We start from the raw sequence: 16,006 nt of genomic DNA on the forward strand, positions 1-16,006 counted from the left end.
GTAAGAAATTATAGCATTTTAAACACTAAAATTTTGGAAGATTTCCAAAAGTCCCAAATCCTAATAAATGGATAAAAAATTTCAATTAAAGCAAATATAATCGTTATTTTGTGCAATCAAATTGAAAAACCGTTATGTTGAAAGACACCCTAAAATACATTGCATTTGTAATTCTAATATCGATGATAAGCTGCGCCAAAAGAGGCAGCATTACCGGCGGTTTAAAAGATACGTTACCTCCTGTTTTGGTATCTAGTTTTCCTAAAAACTTTACAACCGATTTTAAAGGAAACACTATTACTTTAAATTTTGACGAATATGTCAAAATTAAAAACACCAATAAACAGCTTATTATTTCTCCGCCTTTAAAAAATGAGCCGTTAATTACGCCTACAAATGTCAGCAAATTTATAAAGATCGAGCTTCGAGATACTTTACAGCCTAACACAACTTATAGTTTAAATTTTGGACAGGCAATTACAGACAACAATGAAGGAAACGCACTAAACCAGTTTAAATATGTGTTTTCGACTGGATTGCATATTGATTCACTTAAACTGAACGGAAAAATTAAAGATGCGTACGGAAAGTATGTTGACAATTTTGTTTCTGTAATGTTATATGAAGTAAATGATAAATTTAAAGATTCTACCATTTACAAAGAGTTTCCGCGCTACATTACCAACACTTTGGACAGTATGCGAACTTTTCAGTTTGAAAATTTAAGAGAAGGAAAATATCTTTTGGTAGCATTAAAAGATAAAGGTTCAAATAATAAATTTAATCCAAAAGATGATAAAATCGGATTTTTGAAAAGCTATATCACAATTCCGACAGACACGGTTTATGAGGTGGAATTATTTAAAGAAACCTTGCCATTAAAAGCTTTCAAACCTATTCAAGCTTCAGGAAACCGTTTGTATCTTCCTTATGAAGGAAAACAGGATTTCAAAAATTCAAAACCAAAAATTACACTTAAAAATGGCGACGAAGTTCTTGAAACTATCGTAACGCAGTTTCCTAAAAAAGATTCGCTTCAAGTTTGGTACAAACCAATTAAAGCCGATTCGTTATCAATGGAAGTTGAAAAAGGAGATTATAAAAAAAGATTTTCGTTCAAGATTAAAGCCTTGAAAAAAGATACTTTAAATATTAAAGCGGTACAAAACGGTCAGATTAATTTTAGAGAACGCTTTACTTTGGAAACCGAAACTCCGTTGGTAAAATTTGACAAATCTAAAATCGCTTTGGTCAATAAAGATTCTGTTGCTGTTCCTTATACAACAGAATATGATGAATTTGAACAGAAATTATATTTCGATTTCCAAAAAGAACCATTGGACAAATATAGTTTTACTTTTTTACCAGGTGCTTTGACCGATTTTTATGAAAAGACAAATGATACTTTATCTTATAAACTCAGCACTAAAGAACATGCCGATTACGGAAATCTGATATTGACTCTTAAAAATGTCAAACGTTTTCCTATAATTGTTGAATTGACCAATAAAAAAGGAGATGTAGTTTTAGCCGAAGGGTATTCTGAAGGCGCAACTACTTTAGAATTCAATCTACTGCAACCTGATATTTTTACTGTACGCATTATTTATGACGACAATAAAAACAAACAATACGACACTGGTAATTTCTTAGAAAAGAAATACGCAGAAGAAGTATTTTATAATCAGGAAGAATTTGATGTGCGCGCCAATTGGGATCGGAACGAAACAATTGACTTGAGCATTCCTTTTAATCCAGAAGTCGAGAAGAAACAAGACGATAAAAAGAAAAAAGAAGCAGAAAAGAAACGAAAAGCCTTTTAAAACTTAATTTCAAACTGATCTCTATCGCTTAAAAAGTCTAATTTTTTACGCGTTTCATACATGGTGTTTTTGTCTAATTCTACGACAAAGACACCATTTTTTTCTTGTGGCTCTAAAATATAATTGCCCAAAAAATCTATTGCTTGAGAATGGCCAATATGTTCATAATCGTGAGCATCATTACCAATTCTGTTTACTCCGACCACATACGAAAGATTTTCTATGGCACGTGCTTTTAGCAAAGCATCCCAAGCATTGGTGCGTACTTTTGGCCAATTTGCGACATACAAAATAAGGTCGTAGTTTTCTACATTACGTACAAAAACCGGAAATCTCAAATCGTAACAAACCTGCAGACATATTTTCCAATCTAGATAATCTATAATTACCTTTTTATTTCCGCAGGTGTACACTTTGTCTTCACCGGCGAGAGAAAAAGAATGTCTTTTATCGTAATACTGAAATTCTCCTGACGGAAAAACAAAAAACATCCTATTATAAAACTTCTCGTTTTCTGTGATAACAACACTTCCTGTTACGGCAGCATTTTTTTGTTTTGCTTTCAATTTCATCCATTCAATCGTTTCTCCTTGCATCGTTTCGGCAACCTCAGAAGCGTTCATTGTAAATCCGGTCGAAAACATTTCTGGAAGCACAATCAAATTTACTTCCGAATCGATTTCATTGATTTTTGAATCGAAATTTTCTCGGTTTTTACTGGCATCTTGCCAAAAAAGATCGGTTTGGATTAAAGCAATTTTCATCAGATTTTAGAGATAAGTAGAAAAATTGGTTTTGAAATTAAATCACAGTCAATTCAGGAAAATTCTCTTTGTATGACTTCAATTTTTCATGAGCTGGTTCTTCCTCGGTTATAACATAATTCAGTTCAGACAAACTAGCAATTTTCATTTTAAGAACTGTATTTAGTTTCTCCGTAATAGTCAAAACTGCCGTTTTTTTAGAAGCCTGAATCATTGCTTTTTTTACTTGAACAGTTTCCCAATCAGAATCTGAATAACCGCCATCTACGTCTAAAGCATTTGTCCCTAAAACTAAAAGATCTGCTTTTATATTGGCCAATTGATGAAAAGCTTCTCCACTCACACACATCTGACTGTAAGAAGAAATGCTACCGCCAATCATGATCGTTTTAATATTGGGTTTATCTAAAAGCTGAACCGCAGTTAAAGCCGTAATCGTAAAAACAGTTAAATTAAGATCGTTTGGAATTAATCGGATGAACTCTCGAATAGTAGTTCCGCCATCAACAATTAAAACCATTCCGTCATGAAGAAGACCGACTGCTTTTTGCGCAATAACTTGTTTGGCTTCAACAGCATAAGTCTGGTTAGATGAAGAATAGTGATATCCTTTGGTCATGGCGCCACCTTTTACTTTAATTAAAAGTGCGTCAGCGTCCAGTTCATTAATATCACGACGAACAGTATCTTCAGAAACACCAAGTTTAGCCGAAAGAGTTTCAAAACTCACACGCGTGTGCAAATTGATCTCTTTTAGAATATGATTTTTACGTTCTTCTTTACTGTAATTTAAAACTTCATTTTCAGTGCTCATGCCGATTGTTTTTTCTAATTACAAAAATAAACATTTCATTAAATAATTCATCGAAACAAAAAACCAAATTAAAGCACTACATCAATTTAAAATAAAACAGAACCAGTTTACACCAAAAGCCTAAAATCATTTATTTTAAACTCTCTTACACAACAAATCGAAGCTTTTAAGAGATATTGATTCAGTTTTAGATATTATGCTGTAAATAGAAACAAAAAACGCTTCCGTCGTAACGGAAGCGTTTTTTAAAATATACTAAATTGCGTATTATCCTTTCAAGCTTGCTGCTAAATACTCACGGTTCATACGTGCAATATTTTCAAGCGAAATTCCTTTTGGACATTCGATTTCGCAAGCTCCTGTATTTGTACAGTTACCAAAACCTTCTAAATCCATTTGGTGAACCATGTGTAAAACACGATCCGTTGCTTCAACTTTACCTTGTGGCAATAATGCATATTGAGAAACTTTTGCAGAAACGAATAACATTGCTGAAGAGTTTTTACATGTTGCAACACAAGCTCCACAACCAATACAAGCAGCAGCATCAAATGATTTATCTGCATCGTCTTTGTTAACTGGAATAGTATTCGCGTCGATTGTATTTCCTGAAGTATTTACAGAAATGAATCCTCCTGCGTGCTGAATTCTGTCAAAAGAACTTCTGTCAACCACTAAATCCTTAATTACAGGGAAAGCTTTTGCTCTAAATGGCTCGATAAAAATCGTATCTCCATCTTTAAACATACGCATGTGCAACTGACAAGTTGTAACTCCTCTGTCTGGTCCGTGTGCTTCACCGTTAATAAATAAAGAACACATTCCGCAGATTCCCTCACGACAATCGTGGTCAAATGCAACTGGTTCTTCTCCTTTGTTGATTAAACCTTCGTTAAGAACGTCTAACATTTCAAGGAAAGACATGTCTGGTTCGATTCCATCGATAGGATATTCTACAATCCCTCCTTTATCTTGAGCGTTTTTTTGACGCCATATTTTTAATGTAAGTTTCATTTTGTATAAGTATTAAGTATTAAGAAAAAAGTATTAAGACTTTTCTAAATACTATTTATAGCTTCTTTGAACTAATTTAATGTTTTCGTAGTTAAGAGGTTCTTTGTGTAATACTGCATCACTTGGTTTTCCTTTGTATTCCCAAGCAGCAACATATGCAAAGTTTTCGTCGTCACGAAGTGCTTCCCCTTCTTCTGTTTGGTATTCCTCACGGAAGTGACCTCCACAAGATTCGTTACGGTGTAAAGCATCTTTCGCGAACAATTCTCCTAATTCTAAGAAATCGGCAACACGAGTTGCTTTTTCTAATTCCTGATTAAATTCGTAAGCGCCTCCAGGAACTTTTACATCTTTATAAAACTCTTCACGTAAAGCAGCAATTTCTTCGATCGCTTCAGTTAAACCTTTAGCGTTACGAGCCATACCTACTTTATTCCACATAATTTTTCCCAATTTTTTATGGAAATAATCTACAGAATGTTTACCGTTGTTATTGATAAATTTATTGATTTGATCTACAACCGCTTTTTCAGCTTCAACGAATTCTGGTAAATCTGTAGAAATTTCACCCATTTTAATATCTGGAGCTAAATAATCTCCGATAGTATAAGGCAATACAAAATATCCATCAGCTAAACCTTGCATTAAAGCAGAAGCTCCAAGTCTGTTTGCTCCGTGGTCAGAGAAGTTAGACTCTCCAATAGAGAAACATCCAGGTATTGTAGTCATCAAGTTATAATCAACCCAAGTTCCACCCATTGTGTAGTGAACTGCTGGGTAAATCATCATTGGTGTTGTATAAGGATCTTCGTCGACGATTTTGTAATACATCTGGAATAAGTTTCCGTATTTACTTTTCACGATTGCAGCTCCTAATTTAGTTACCAAAGCAGCATCTTTATCATCTAAACCTTTTACATAAGCATCTTCAGTTCCGTAACGTTTGATAGCTGCTGCAAAATCTAAGTAAACTGCTTCACCCGTTTTGTTAACTCCAAAACCAGCATCACATCTTTCTTTAGCTGCACGAGACGCAACGTCACGAGGTACTAAGTTACCAAAAGCGGGATATCTTCTCTCTAAGAAATAATCTCTTTCGTCTTCAGATAAATCTGTTGCTTTTTTCTTTCCTTCACGGATTGCCTGAGCATCTTCTAATTTTTTAGGTACCCAAATACGACCATCATTACGTAAAGACTCAGACATCAAAGTCAATTTAGACTGGTGATCTCCTGAAACTGGAATACAAGTTGGGTGAATTTGTGTGTAGCAAGGATTTGCGAAAAACGCTCCTTTTTTATGAATTTTCCAAGCTGCTGTTGCGTTACTTCCCATAGCATTTGTTGAAAGGAAAAATACGTTTCCGTATCCTCCAGAACCAACTACTACCGCGTGAGCAGAATGTCTTTCTATTTTTCCTGTAATTAAGTCACGAGCGATAATACCTCTCGCTTTTCCGTTCACGATTACAATGTCAAGCATTTCGTGACGGTTGTACATTTTAATTTTTCCACGACCAATCTGACGGTTCATCGCAGAATAAGCTCCTAACAATAATTGTTGTCCAGTTTGTCCTTGTGCATAAAATGTACGAGAAACCAAAGTTCCTCCAAAAGAACGGTTATCCAAAAGTCCGCCATATTCACGAGCCAATGGCACCCCTTGAGCCACACATTGGTCAATAATATTACCAGAAACTTCAGCCAAACGATAAACGTTTGCCTCTCGAGCACGGTAATCACCACCTTTTACAGTATCGTAAAACAATCTGTAAATCGAGTCACCGTCACCTTTATAGTTTTTTGCTGCGTTGATACCACCTTGTGCTGCAATAGAGTGCGCACGACGTGGAGAATCTTGGAAGCAAAATGCTTTTACGTTATATCCTAACTCCGCTAAAGTAGCCGCAGCCGAACCTCCAGCTAAACCTGTACCAACTACAATAATATCAAGATTACGTTTGTTAGCAGGGTTTACTAAATTAATATGATCTTTATAATTTGTCCATTTGTCCGCTATAGGCACCATTTGGAATTTTTGAATCTAATGCCATTATAATTGATATTAATTATTGAAATGATGAAATAAAGCGATAATCACAAAAAGCGCTGGAACTACAACTGCGAACCAGTAACCTACTTTTGATAAAAATCTAGAGTACTTGTTGTGCATCCCTACAGATTGAAGAGAAGATGCAAACCCATGCCACAAGTGGAATCCTAAAAGGATAAATGACACGCAGTACAATGCCGTACGAATTGGGTCGTGAAATTTGTGAACTAACTCACCATAATACCTCGTAGCATCTGGTGCCGTACCAGCTATATATTTATAGCTAACTTCAGGAAACCAGAAATCATAAAAGTGCAATCCTAAGAAAGCCAAAATAACCAATCCAGAAATAATCATATTTCTAGAACTCCATGAAGCGTTTGCCGCTCCGTTGTATTTAGCGTACGCAATTGGTCGTGCCGCGCTATTTTGAGCAGTAAGAATAAATCCCATTACGAAATGGAAAATTACTCCGAATGCCAAAACTGGCTGCATTACATATTGTATCAGCGGATTGTATCCCATAAAGTGAGAAGCTTCGTTGAAAACATCTTCACTCAAAATAGAAATAAAATTTAAGGAAACATGCAGCGCTAAAAACGTGATTAAGAATATTCCCGAAAGAGCCATAGCTACTTTCTTTAAGATGGAAGCATTCAATAGTGCAGATTGTGCCATAAGTGTTAAGTAGTTTGTTTTAAAAAATTAGACAAAAATAACTCAATTACAAAAGAACTACAACCATTTCGCTGTTATTTATAATGATTTTAAAATAGCGCAATTCTACGTATTTTTACGTACAAAATTAAAACTGATAAAAAATAATTCACTATAGAAAACCTCAAATCATTGCTTTGTAAAACAGAATCAAGGATTTCGACTCTAAGTAGATTACTAAAAATTTATGATATTGTTATTTTATTCGAAGTTTTAATTTGTTTTCTTCAAAAGTGTAGGGTCATCAAAATTTTGTCTAAGTAAAAAATTGCCATTCCGCAACATAGTTTTACCTTTAGCGGCTCAAAAAAATAAGAATGAAAACAGGAATTGATGCTATTTCATTTGACGTAGCAAACATACATTTACCCATAAAAACTTTGGCTATTGCCAGAAATATTGAACCCGAGAAATTAGAAAAAGGTCTTGGTCTAATAAAAATGACTTTCCCAGACGTTCATCAGGATGCGGTTGTTTTTGGAGCAAATGCTTTAACAAAACTTATCATTGATAATAAAATTGACTTAAAAGAAATCAGCCGAATCTATGTTGGTACCGAAAGCGGTATTGACAGTTCTAAACCCATTGCTTCTTATCTAATTAGTTTAATGGAGCAGAAATTTGGCGAAGATTCATTAGCAGAATGCGATGTTGTAGATTTTACTTTCGCTTGTATTGGCGGTGTAGACGCTTTGCAAAACTGTCTTGATTTTGTAAAATTAAATCCGACTAAAAAAGCCATTGTAGTTACGTCTGATTTTGCAAAATACGATTTAAATTCTGGAGGAGAATACACGCAAGGAGCTGGAGCGGTTGCAATGCTGATCACTGCAGATCCGAAAATCATTGCTTTTGATGACAATTGGGCGACGAGCACAAAAGGTGTTTTTGACTTCTTTAAACCATACAGAACGATTGCTAAAGAAGAAATTACTCAAAACGCAAACAACGATTCTTGGTTTGATAATTTAGAAGCTGAAATCGAAATTCATAAAGATCAGCCAGTTTTTGACGGACAATATTCTAATCAATGTTATATGGATCGTACGCGAAATGCTTACTTTTCATTCAAAAAATTAAAAAACACTACTGAAACTTTATATAACACTTGGCATAGTATTGTAATGCACTTGCCATATTCTTTCCAAGGAAGAAGAATGTTATCTGAAATCTATGCTTTAGATAGTGCAGAAAAAATTATCGCCGATGATATTGCTCCAGCAGATTATCAGACAAAAATTAAAGAAGTAGCAAAATCTGATGATTATAGAAGTTTTGTAACCGAGAAATTACAACCTGCCGAATTGGCTTCATCATTAATTGGAAATCTTTACACTGGTTCTATTTTCATGGGACTATTATCGACTTTGGCTCATTTTTATGATACAAGCAAAGAAGTTGCTGGAACTAAATTCGGTTTCTTAGCTTACGGAAGCGGATCGAAATCGAAAGTTTTTGAAGGAACGATCCAGCCAGAATGGAAATCAGCTTTGGAGAATGTAAAACTTTTTGAAAATTTAGCTGAAAGCGTTGAAATTGATTTCAATACTTACGAAAGTCTTCATAAAAAAGAACAAAAACAAAGCGTAAGAACTCCTAAAAACGAATGGGTTTTAGATAGGATTGAAAAAGAGATTCCTGTTTTGATTGGAGCGAGATATTATAAATGGGTGGATTAAATTCCAAATTTTGAAATCCCAAATTCCAAAACCGAAGCTTGATGTTTCGGTTTTTTTTATGTTTTTTGAAATTTAACCGCAAAGTTCGCAAAGGATTACGCAAAGTTCGCAAAGCTTTTCATGAATACAAAGCTTTGCGAACTTTGCGTTTATTTAGATATCACAAAAAAACCTTTGCGTCCTTTGCGGTTAAATAAAAGGTAATCAATCCTTCTTATGCTGTTCGGTATAATTTTGATTTCCTTTAATTCGGGTATCTTCGGTGTGCATTCCGTTTGCCATTCCTAGCATAAAGGCTGTAATTACGATTATAAATTTTCTTTTTATCCAATGAAGAAGTGGTCGCTTAGATAGCTCCAAGCGAGATTTTTTATTTTGTTTATACATTTTGAAAATGATAAATGATTAGACATTATTGAATCATCTATGCTCAGAAATAAATTTCTTAAGCGCTGTATAAACTTTTAGCGAAGTCTTTTGAAGTGATTATTTCATTTATAAAAACAGATTGTTTTATAAATGAAGTTAGGTTTTGATAAAGCAGGTTTTGAAGTTTCAGCAATTTCTTGATTTGGAAAGTAAAAACATTTTCGGTTTTGAGAAAATTCAAAACAATTGAAAATCTTATTTCATTCCAAGAAACAGCTTGTCCGAATTTATAAAAACGAGAGCTTTTAAAATTTAATTCTCTTTTTAAAACTACAAACGAAGACTCGTAATACTCTGCCGATTTAGATTGAGAATATAAAGCACCATCGCCCGCAATTACGACAAAAGTCAGAAAAAGTGCAATTAGGTATTTTATATGTTTTTTCAATCTTTGAGTTTTAGATTCTGGAACGAAAATACGAATTTCAAATAAAAAAAACGAAGTAAATGCTTCCGTTTTCTATTCTTTTACTTCACGAAGTTGTCCTCCTGAGCGAAGTCGAAGGACACACAAGTAGCTCCGCAACAATATTCCAATCTTTGTCGAGCAACTAACGCTTCCTTCGACTTCGCTCAGGATGACAAGATTGTGTTTAAAACTTTGGCAAAGGTCTTGGCACATAAAGCAACAACCCCAATCCCAAAACAAAAATTGCACAACTCAAAAACATACAAACTCCGTTTTTCAAAACAAAAAATGAAAATCCAACAGCAACCGAACCCACAATTACCATTAAAGACTTTACAGTTTCGGTTTTTATAAAAGCAAATGCATGCAAAGCCAAACCAAGAAAAAGTAAAGACGGCCCAACAACAACAAATGGATAAAAAATCAATGGCGAATTACTGATTTGCTGACTTAATGCTTCTTTTGCCATTTCATTATTTCCATAACTCGACATAATAAAATCAATTGTGCAAAGTCCGATATGGGCAATAACGCCTAAAGTTGTCAAAATCGAAGCGACTTTATTAGTTTTTGTTTTAGAAAATGCGTCATTAAACGATAATAAAAAACAAGCTCCAATTAAATTAAACCAATGCGCAAAATCTATCGACGTATTGAAACTTGGCAAAATGTTAGAAAATAATAAATAGCTGGCTAAGAAAAATAGCAATCCGATCGCGCAAAAATGTTTTGTTTTCATAATTTGTTTTAAAAATTGATGAAGCAAAACTAAAATCAAAATTTACCTAAAACCCCTATTTTACTGACTTAGGTACGAAATGCATTATTTTAGGTATGAAATTTACAATGCCGCTAAAACATCTTTATAATTTCTCGAAACTGGAAGTTCTATTTGTGTCAAAATAATGGTGTTTGAATTTCTCCAAGATTTAAAATGCGACGGATTTATTAAATGCGAACGATGAATTTGCACTAAAAAACCAAAATCGTCCTGAACTTTTTTGAGCGAAGATCGAATAAGTTTCGAATGGAGTTTATCATTTTCGATATAAAAAATCTCAACATAATTCTGAGCATTCGAAATGCAAACCAAGTCGGCTTTGTTGATTTTTAAGACATCTAATTTGTTTTCTCCTTTAAATATTAAAACATCATCTTTTATTGGAATGAGTTTGATTAAATATCTTCTTGCTAGAATAATTACAGGAGTTATGATTAGAGCGACTTTTATAAAGATTACAGAAAAGAATTCTGAAAAAGTATATCCGCCATTTAAAATTGGGCTTTTATAAAAGGCAAAAACTCCAATTAAATACAGTACATGAAACAGAAAAATGGCTGTTATTTCTAAACTGATACTCCACTTTCCTGTTCTTTCGTAAAAGTTTTTTTGAATAACAGCTAAAAGACCATAACATAAAAAAGCCATTACACTAAACCCAAAACTGATTAAAAACCACGCTCTGAAATTTATAGTTCCGTCGTCAAAGGGCCTTATCACGAAAGCAAAAACGAAAAGCCATAAACTAATAAGAATGGCAATTACTAAATGATGCTTTATTGATAGATTTAGTTTATACATATTAGCTGAAAATTTTACCGCAAAGCACGCAAAGTTTTTCTGTTTAAGTTATTTAAATAAACGCAAAGTTCACAAAGCTTTAAACGCAAAACTTTGCGAACTTTGCGTAAGCCTTAGCGGACTTTGCGGTTAAAAAACCTCTTTATTTATAAATCGTAAACTTATTATGACTCAAAGTAAAACCTAGATTCTCATAAATCGCCACGTTTTCTACTCGTTTCTTATTTGTCGTAACTTCAATACTTTTCAAACTATTTTTCTGAGCAAAATCTAAAATCTCATTTATTAATAATCTTCCAACACCTTGACCACGATATTTTTGATGAATGAAAAACTCCTGAATCTCACCAACCAATCCGCAATGATGTAGAAGATTCTGAGTATGAAAACTAATAAAACCTAAACCTCCTGTTACGTTTTCGGCAATGAGATAAAGATTTTTTTGGTTTGAAATATTTTCATTGAATATCATTTCGAAAACTTCAAAATCTAAAACTTCATTTTCGAGTTCGCAGATTGATTTATAGACGAAGTCTAGGTCGTGATTTTCTACTTTTCTGATGTTTACTTTTAGATTCATATCTCTAACTAATATCAGTCAGTTTTACAATTTTATCGTCCAAGAATTGAAAAATCGATTTTCCTTTCATATTTAATTCTTGACCAGCTTTTAATCCGTTTGGAAAATCTATTGCTAGAACAGCATAATAATCAATGTCAATTATTGCTGTAATTTCATCTTGCTTAATTGATGTAATAGTTTGTTTTCGTGCTGAGAAATATTCTTTTCCTTTTTCGGCTTGGGCAGAAAATTCTTTTATTCCATTCAAAGTCAGGTTGATTTCGCCATTTTGAATGTTTTCAAAAATAACGGATTCGTCAAAATCAGCAATCATTTTATTGATATCAAATTGATTATATCCTTCGATATAATTTTGAATTATTTTTTCTTTGTTGTTCATATCACTCCTAATTTATAAATTACCGTAAACCACAATGTAGTCCGCATAAAACATTTTATCATTTAGCCAATTAATAATTTCTTTTAAAAACATTTTGACTTTTTCATCATCAGTCTCAATCTGATTTATTTTTTTGACAATTTCTGTACAGGTTATATTATCAAAAAAATTATGTCCTAAAACATCAAATTTATTTTCAACTAAATTATTCCAAGGATTTTTTAGCGGATAAACTGATTTAAATGTCTCTATAACAATATTAAAATCCTCTGTTTGAATAAAAACATCACTTCTTTTTGCAGTTTTATAAAATTCTCCTTTTGCAGTTTCTGGCCATAAAATAAAACCGATTTTTGAAACAGGATTATTTCCTGTGGCTATGACAACTGGCTTTTGATTAATTCTTCAGTTTTCTCACAAATCTCTCTAATGTTTTCATTATGAAAATCTTGTTCGGAGAGCGCAACATCATTATTGTTCTTTTTAAGAAGCTGAATTGCTTTGACTAAAGGAATTGAGATTTTACTTCTTAATATTTTTACACTTTCATCCATTATTCATTACAAATATTCATTCAACCCAAGTCGTTCAAATTTCTGTTTATACTTTTGAACATATTTATTCCACTCCTCTTGATTTTTATAAATCGAAAAAGCATATTCAACTGTTTCTTTACTAAAATGATTCCCAAAAATATTCTCCAAATATTCTATTCCTGAATCGATTACTTGTTTCAAAACCTGTAGTTTATCAATTCCAGTTGCTTTACAGGCTTTATCCAGCCACAATCCTTTTCCAATTTTCACATATTCTACAAGAAAGTTTTCTGTTATAAATTGAGGAGGAACATCGTTGATATCTGGTTCATGTCTTCCGTTTTTAAAAACTAACAAAATTAATTCTTCCGAATAATATTCCTCTGGGATTAATCTCAGCATTGTACCACTTTCCGCTGCTTTAAAACAGAGTTCTTTCGTTATAAACCCATCAGGAATTACCTGAATCGCAAAACCATCTTTGTTGACTAATTTCTCACACAGCTCATAAGTTATTAAATCCTGATCGATAAATGGCAAAGCATGAAAAGTAATATTTAATGCCAGATTGCAAAGTTCTTCAGTTTTAAATTGCTTCGGAACGAGTTTAAGATCTCTGTAATTTGCCAAAACACGATCACGCCAATATTCATAAGTTTTAGCGGGCGGATTATTTTGTTTTAAAACCAATTCTCCTCTTGCCAAATCACGTTCCAATTCTTCAAAAGTTTCAATTAACGGATTATCGAGTAATTTTCGAAGTTCATTTGAAATAATTTCTTCGTCAGTTTCATCGTCATATTCGCATTCGTTTTTTGGATCAATTTCATCTCTATCATTATAATAAAACAAATCATTTTTTCTTTCTGCAAATACTGTATTATGATCTGTAACAATAAAAACTGGAGAATTTATAGAACCCGAACAATTAAAACTTCCGTGATTGTAATACGTCATCACGACTTCTTTTGCTGTAACATTTCTCTTTATTTCAACATTCGCTCCGCCAAGCAAAAGACTTTGACAATTTACGCTTCCGCTAATGAAAACATACGGACCATAATCGCCTTCGGCATTAATAATTGAACCGCTTGCAGAAATATCTCCGTTTATAAAAATGCCTTCAATTCTTATTTCTTCGATCTTTTTAACTGGAAGATTTAGCAAATTGGTCAACCATTTTTTCTCTTTATCCTCATAAAGATCTAAATAAAAATTCCCTACAAAATTGACATCTTCATCTGCGGTAAGAAAAAAATCTTCGTCTTCCCAATCACCAAAACAATCGAAATTTTCATCTTCTATTAAAAAAGGATATTTGGTTTTGATTTCGGCTATTGTAATTAATTTAAAATTGGAAGTCTGCATTTTATTGTAGTATTCGAAGTTGATTTTTTGAACATCAAGATTACACAATTCTAAATTCAAAACCAATTCGATAGTCAGAAAAATTGTATTTTTACTCCACAAAAAAGAACCTACAACTGCAAACTTGTTTTCTGCATAAACCAAAAAAGGTAAAAGAATTTTAAATATCTTTGAATCATGAGCACAGCAACAAAACCAAAACATATCGGCAGAAACATTAGCCGAATTAGAGAACTGAGAGATATGAAGCAGGAAGCGCTTGCTATTGCACTTGGTGTTAGTCAGCAGACCATCTCTATTATTGAAGGAACTGAAAACGTTGATGAAGAAAAACTAAAGAAAATTGCTGAAGTTTTAGGTGTTCCAGCTGATGTAATCAGGAACTTTTCTGAAGAAGCTGTTTTTAATATTATGGGGAATAGTTATGACAATGGATCTTCATCAATAAATCATAATAATTGTACATTTAATCCACTTGATAAACTTTTGGAAGTTATTGAAAAGAATGAAAAACTTTATGAAAGGTTGGTTGAAGCTGAAAAAGAGAAAGTGGCACTTTTGGAGAAGTTACTTGATAATAAATAGAAATTTATTTTTATAAAAGAAAAAACCGAAGTTTTGAAAATTCAAAGCTTTGGTTTTTTATCAATTTAACTTATAAAGCATATCCTAAATATTTATATTAAGAAGTCTATTTTTTTTAAATCTCATTCAACCAAACAATCCATTTTTCTTGAAGAATATGTAAATCTTTCGGAGTTGATTTCATCGAAACTGAACCAAAATTTTCTCCTGTTACAACTGTTAGCAATCTGTTTGCTCTTCCAGCAATTGTGAATAAATCATCGTTTACTATGAATCCATGTCCATAGGCTTTTAGATCTCCATTTTCTATTCTTTCAAATATCATCAAATCGGCACTATTCCCAAGACCAACTTCTTTTTTATTTGTTATCCGATCTATTAATTGTGGAATTATCTTTTCGTAATTAAAAGCTATCCAATATTCAGCTTCGAACAAATACCCATATTCCCGATTATTATCAATTTTATCTAAAATAAATTCCATCGTATAATTTTTGATCTCTTCTTTATTGCTTTCATCAATCCAATTGAATTGATTTTTTTGTTCATCTATTGCATTTTGAAACTTCTGAGAAATCTTTGGATCTTTTGGAAATTTCAATTTTAAAACAGCGGTCTGCGCAAATGAAATATTGGAGATAAATATTAAAATAAGGAGATATTTCATTCTGTTGTTAGGTTTAGAATATTATTAGCCAATATACAAAATCGTTTAAAAGATAATTAAATGTAAATCTGCAAAATCTGCATGAAACAAAAAATCGCCAATCTTTGTAGAGTTACTTGCGGAGATTTCTCCTTGCGTCGAAATGACAAGATTGTGGTTCACTTCGACTTTGAAAAGAAAAAATCTGCTAAATCTGCTAAATCTGCGTGAAACAAAAATCACCAATCTTTGTAGAGTTACTCGCGAAGATTTCTCCTTCGTCGAAATGACAAGATTGGGTAAATACTTTGCGCTTTAGCGACTTTGCGAGATTATTTCGTTACTGTTTAAAGAAATACTTTGCGCAAATCCTTCGACTTCGCTCAGGAAGACAAAACAGAACTTAAACTTTGTGTTCTTCGCAACAAAAAAACTTTGCGACTTCGCGTCTTTGCGAGCAAAAATCTCCTGCGCACTTTGCGCAAACCTTAGCGTTCTTTGCGGTTAAAAAACTTCATGCCTTAGCGCCTTCGTGGCAAAAACAATAAATAAGAAAACTTTAATAAATCTATTATACGCCACTTCTTCAAAAATCATTAATTTTGAGATTCGAAGTTCAAAAACGA

The 16,006-nt window shown here is 32.9% G+C and carries 16 protein-coding genes and 1 pseudogene; 3 read left to right on the forward strand and 14 right to left on the reverse strand.

Annotated features, from left to right (window positions below; all coding sequences use genetic code 11):
* Positions 1–134 precede the first annotated feature (134 nt).
* On the forward strand, positions 135–1,823 hold the full coding sequence (locus ACPWTF_RS10910; protein WP_427875445.1) for an Ig-like domain-containing protein: 1,689 nt from the start codon (positions 135–137) through the stop codon (positions 1,821–1,823).
* On the opposite strand, the gene ACPWTF_RS10915 is transcribed toward ACPWTF_RS10910, so the two are convergent.
* The 5 genes and pseudogenes from ACPWTF_RS10915 to ACPWTF_RS10935 form a co-directional block, all read right to left on the reverse strand.
* The gene (locus ACPWTF_RS10915) at positions 1,820–2,587 is read right to left on the reverse strand and encodes an amidohydrolase (RefSeq protein WP_427875446.1); all 768 of its coding nucleotides are present in this window, start codon (positions 2,585–2,587) and stop codon (positions 1,820–1,822) included. The genes ACPWTF_RS10910 and ACPWTF_RS10915 overlap by 4 nt on opposite strands.
* 37 nt (positions 2,588–2,624) lie before the next feature.
* Complete coding sequence (locus ACPWTF_RS10920; protein WP_250834934.1) at positions 2,625–3,401, reverse strand: DeoR/GlpR family DNA-binding transcription regulator; 777 nt, start codon at positions 3,399–3,401, stop codon at positions 2,625–2,627.
* 267 nt (positions 3,402–3,668) lie between these two features.
* Entirely contained in the window at positions 3,669–4,415 is a 747-nt protein-coding gene (locus ACPWTF_RS10925; RefSeq protein WP_095928369.1) for a succinate dehydrogenase/fumarate reductase iron-sulfur subunit, read from the reverse strand.
* A gap of 51 nt (positions 4,416–4,466) precedes the next feature.
* Positions 4,467–6,468: pseudogene (locus ACPWTF_RS10930) on the reverse strand (fumarate reductase/succinate dehydrogenase flavoprotein subunit).
* Between the two features lie 11 nt (positions 6,469–6,479).
* A complete protein-coding gene (locus ACPWTF_RS10935; protein ID WP_248728545.1) occupies positions 6,480–7,145 on the reverse strand; it encodes a succinate dehydrogenase cytochrome b subunit in 666 nt (221 codons plus the stop codon).
* Positions 7,146–7,501: 356 nt separating this feature from the next.
* Here ACPWTF_RS10935 and ACPWTF_RS10940 point away from each other — a divergent pair, with 356 nt between their 5' ends.
* Entirely contained in the window at positions 7,502–8,863 is a 1,362-nt protein-coding gene (locus ACPWTF_RS10940) for a hydroxymethylglutaryl-CoA synthase family protein (RefSeq protein WP_427875447.1), read from the forward strand.
* A 204-nt stretch (positions 8,864–9,067) separates the two neighbouring features.
* Here the strand turns inward: ACPWTF_RS10940 and ACPWTF_RS10945 are convergent, their stop codons facing one another.
* The 8 genes from ACPWTF_RS10945 to ACPWTF_RS10980 all read right to left on the reverse strand — a co-directional run bounded on the left by ACPWTF_RS10945 (position 9,068) and on the right by ACPWTF_RS10980 (position 14,293).
* On the reverse strand, positions 9,068–9,223 hold the full coding sequence (locus ACPWTF_RS10945) for a hypothetical protein (RefSeq protein WP_427875448.1): 156 nt from the start codon (positions 9,221–9,223) through the stop codon (positions 9,068–9,070).
* Between the two features lie 85 nt (positions 9,224–9,308).
* On the reverse strand, positions 9,309–9,680 hold the full coding sequence (locus tag ACPWTF_RS10950; RefSeq protein WP_427875449.1) for a hypothetical protein: 372 nt from the start codon (positions 9,678–9,680) through the stop codon (positions 9,309–9,311).
* Between the two features lie 205 nt (positions 9,681–9,885).
* Positions 9,886–10,440, reverse strand: coding sequence for a hypothetical protein (locus ACPWTF_RS10955; protein ID WP_427875451.1), 555 nt, complete (start codon positions 10,438–10,440; stop codon positions 9,886–9,888).
* Between the two features lie 102 nt (positions 10,441–10,542).
* Positions 10,543–11,283 (reverse strand): LytTR family transcriptional regulator DNA-binding domain-containing protein, encoded by a 741-nt coding sequence (locus ACPWTF_RS10960; protein WP_427875452.1) that lies wholly within the window; start codon positions 11,281–11,283, stop codon positions 10,543–10,545.
* 142 nt (positions 11,284–11,425) lie between these two features.
* The gene (locus ACPWTF_RS10965) at positions 11,426–11,863 is read right to left on the reverse strand and encodes a GNAT family N-acetyltransferase (RefSeq protein ID WP_427875453.1); all 438 of its coding nucleotides are present in this window, start codon (positions 11,861–11,863) and stop codon (positions 11,426–11,428) included.
* Positions 11,864–11,867: 4 nt separating this feature from the next.
* Complete coding sequence (locus tag ACPWTF_RS10970) at positions 11,868–12,245, reverse strand: nuclear transport factor 2 family protein (protein ID WP_427875454.1); 378 nt, start codon at positions 12,243–12,245, stop codon at positions 11,868–11,870.
* Positions 12,246–12,622: 377 nt separating this feature from the next.
* On the reverse strand, positions 12,623–12,799 hold the full coding sequence (locus ACPWTF_RS10975; RefSeq protein WP_427875455.1) for a hypothetical protein: 177 nt from the start codon (positions 12,797–12,799) through the stop codon (positions 12,623–12,625).
* 6 nt (positions 12,800–12,805) lie between these two features.
* Positions 12,806–14,293 carry a polymer-forming cytoskeletal protein gene (locus tag ACPWTF_RS10980; RefSeq protein ID WP_427875456.1) on the reverse strand — a complete coding sequence of 496 codons (1,488 nt, stop codon included), beginning with the start codon at positions 14,291–14,293 and terminating at the stop codon, positions 12,806–12,808.
* Positions 14,294–14,326: 33 nt separating this feature from the next.
* Between ACPWTF_RS10980 and ACPWTF_RS10985 the strand changes: the two genes are divergently transcribed.
* Complete coding sequence (locus ACPWTF_RS10985) at positions 14,327–14,734, forward strand: helix-turn-helix domain-containing protein (RefSeq protein ID WP_427875457.1); 408 nt, start codon at positions 14,327–14,329, stop codon at positions 14,732–14,734.
* Positions 14,735–14,849: 115 nt separating this feature from the next.
* On the opposite strand, the gene ACPWTF_RS10990 is transcribed toward ACPWTF_RS10985, so the two are convergent.
* Positions 14,850–15,401 carry a hypothetical protein gene (locus ACPWTF_RS10990; RefSeq protein ID WP_427875458.1) on the reverse strand — a complete coding sequence of 184 codons (552 nt, stop codon included), beginning with the start codon at positions 15,399–15,401 and terminating at the stop codon, positions 14,850–14,852.
* Between the last annotated feature and the right edge of the window lie 605 nt (positions 15,402–16,006).

The organism is Flavobacterium sp. MMS24-S5, assembly GCF_050320125.1.
Lineage (GTDB): Bacteria > Bacteroidota > Bacteroidia > Flavobacteriales > Flavobacteriaceae > Flavobacterium > Flavobacterium tyrosinilyticum.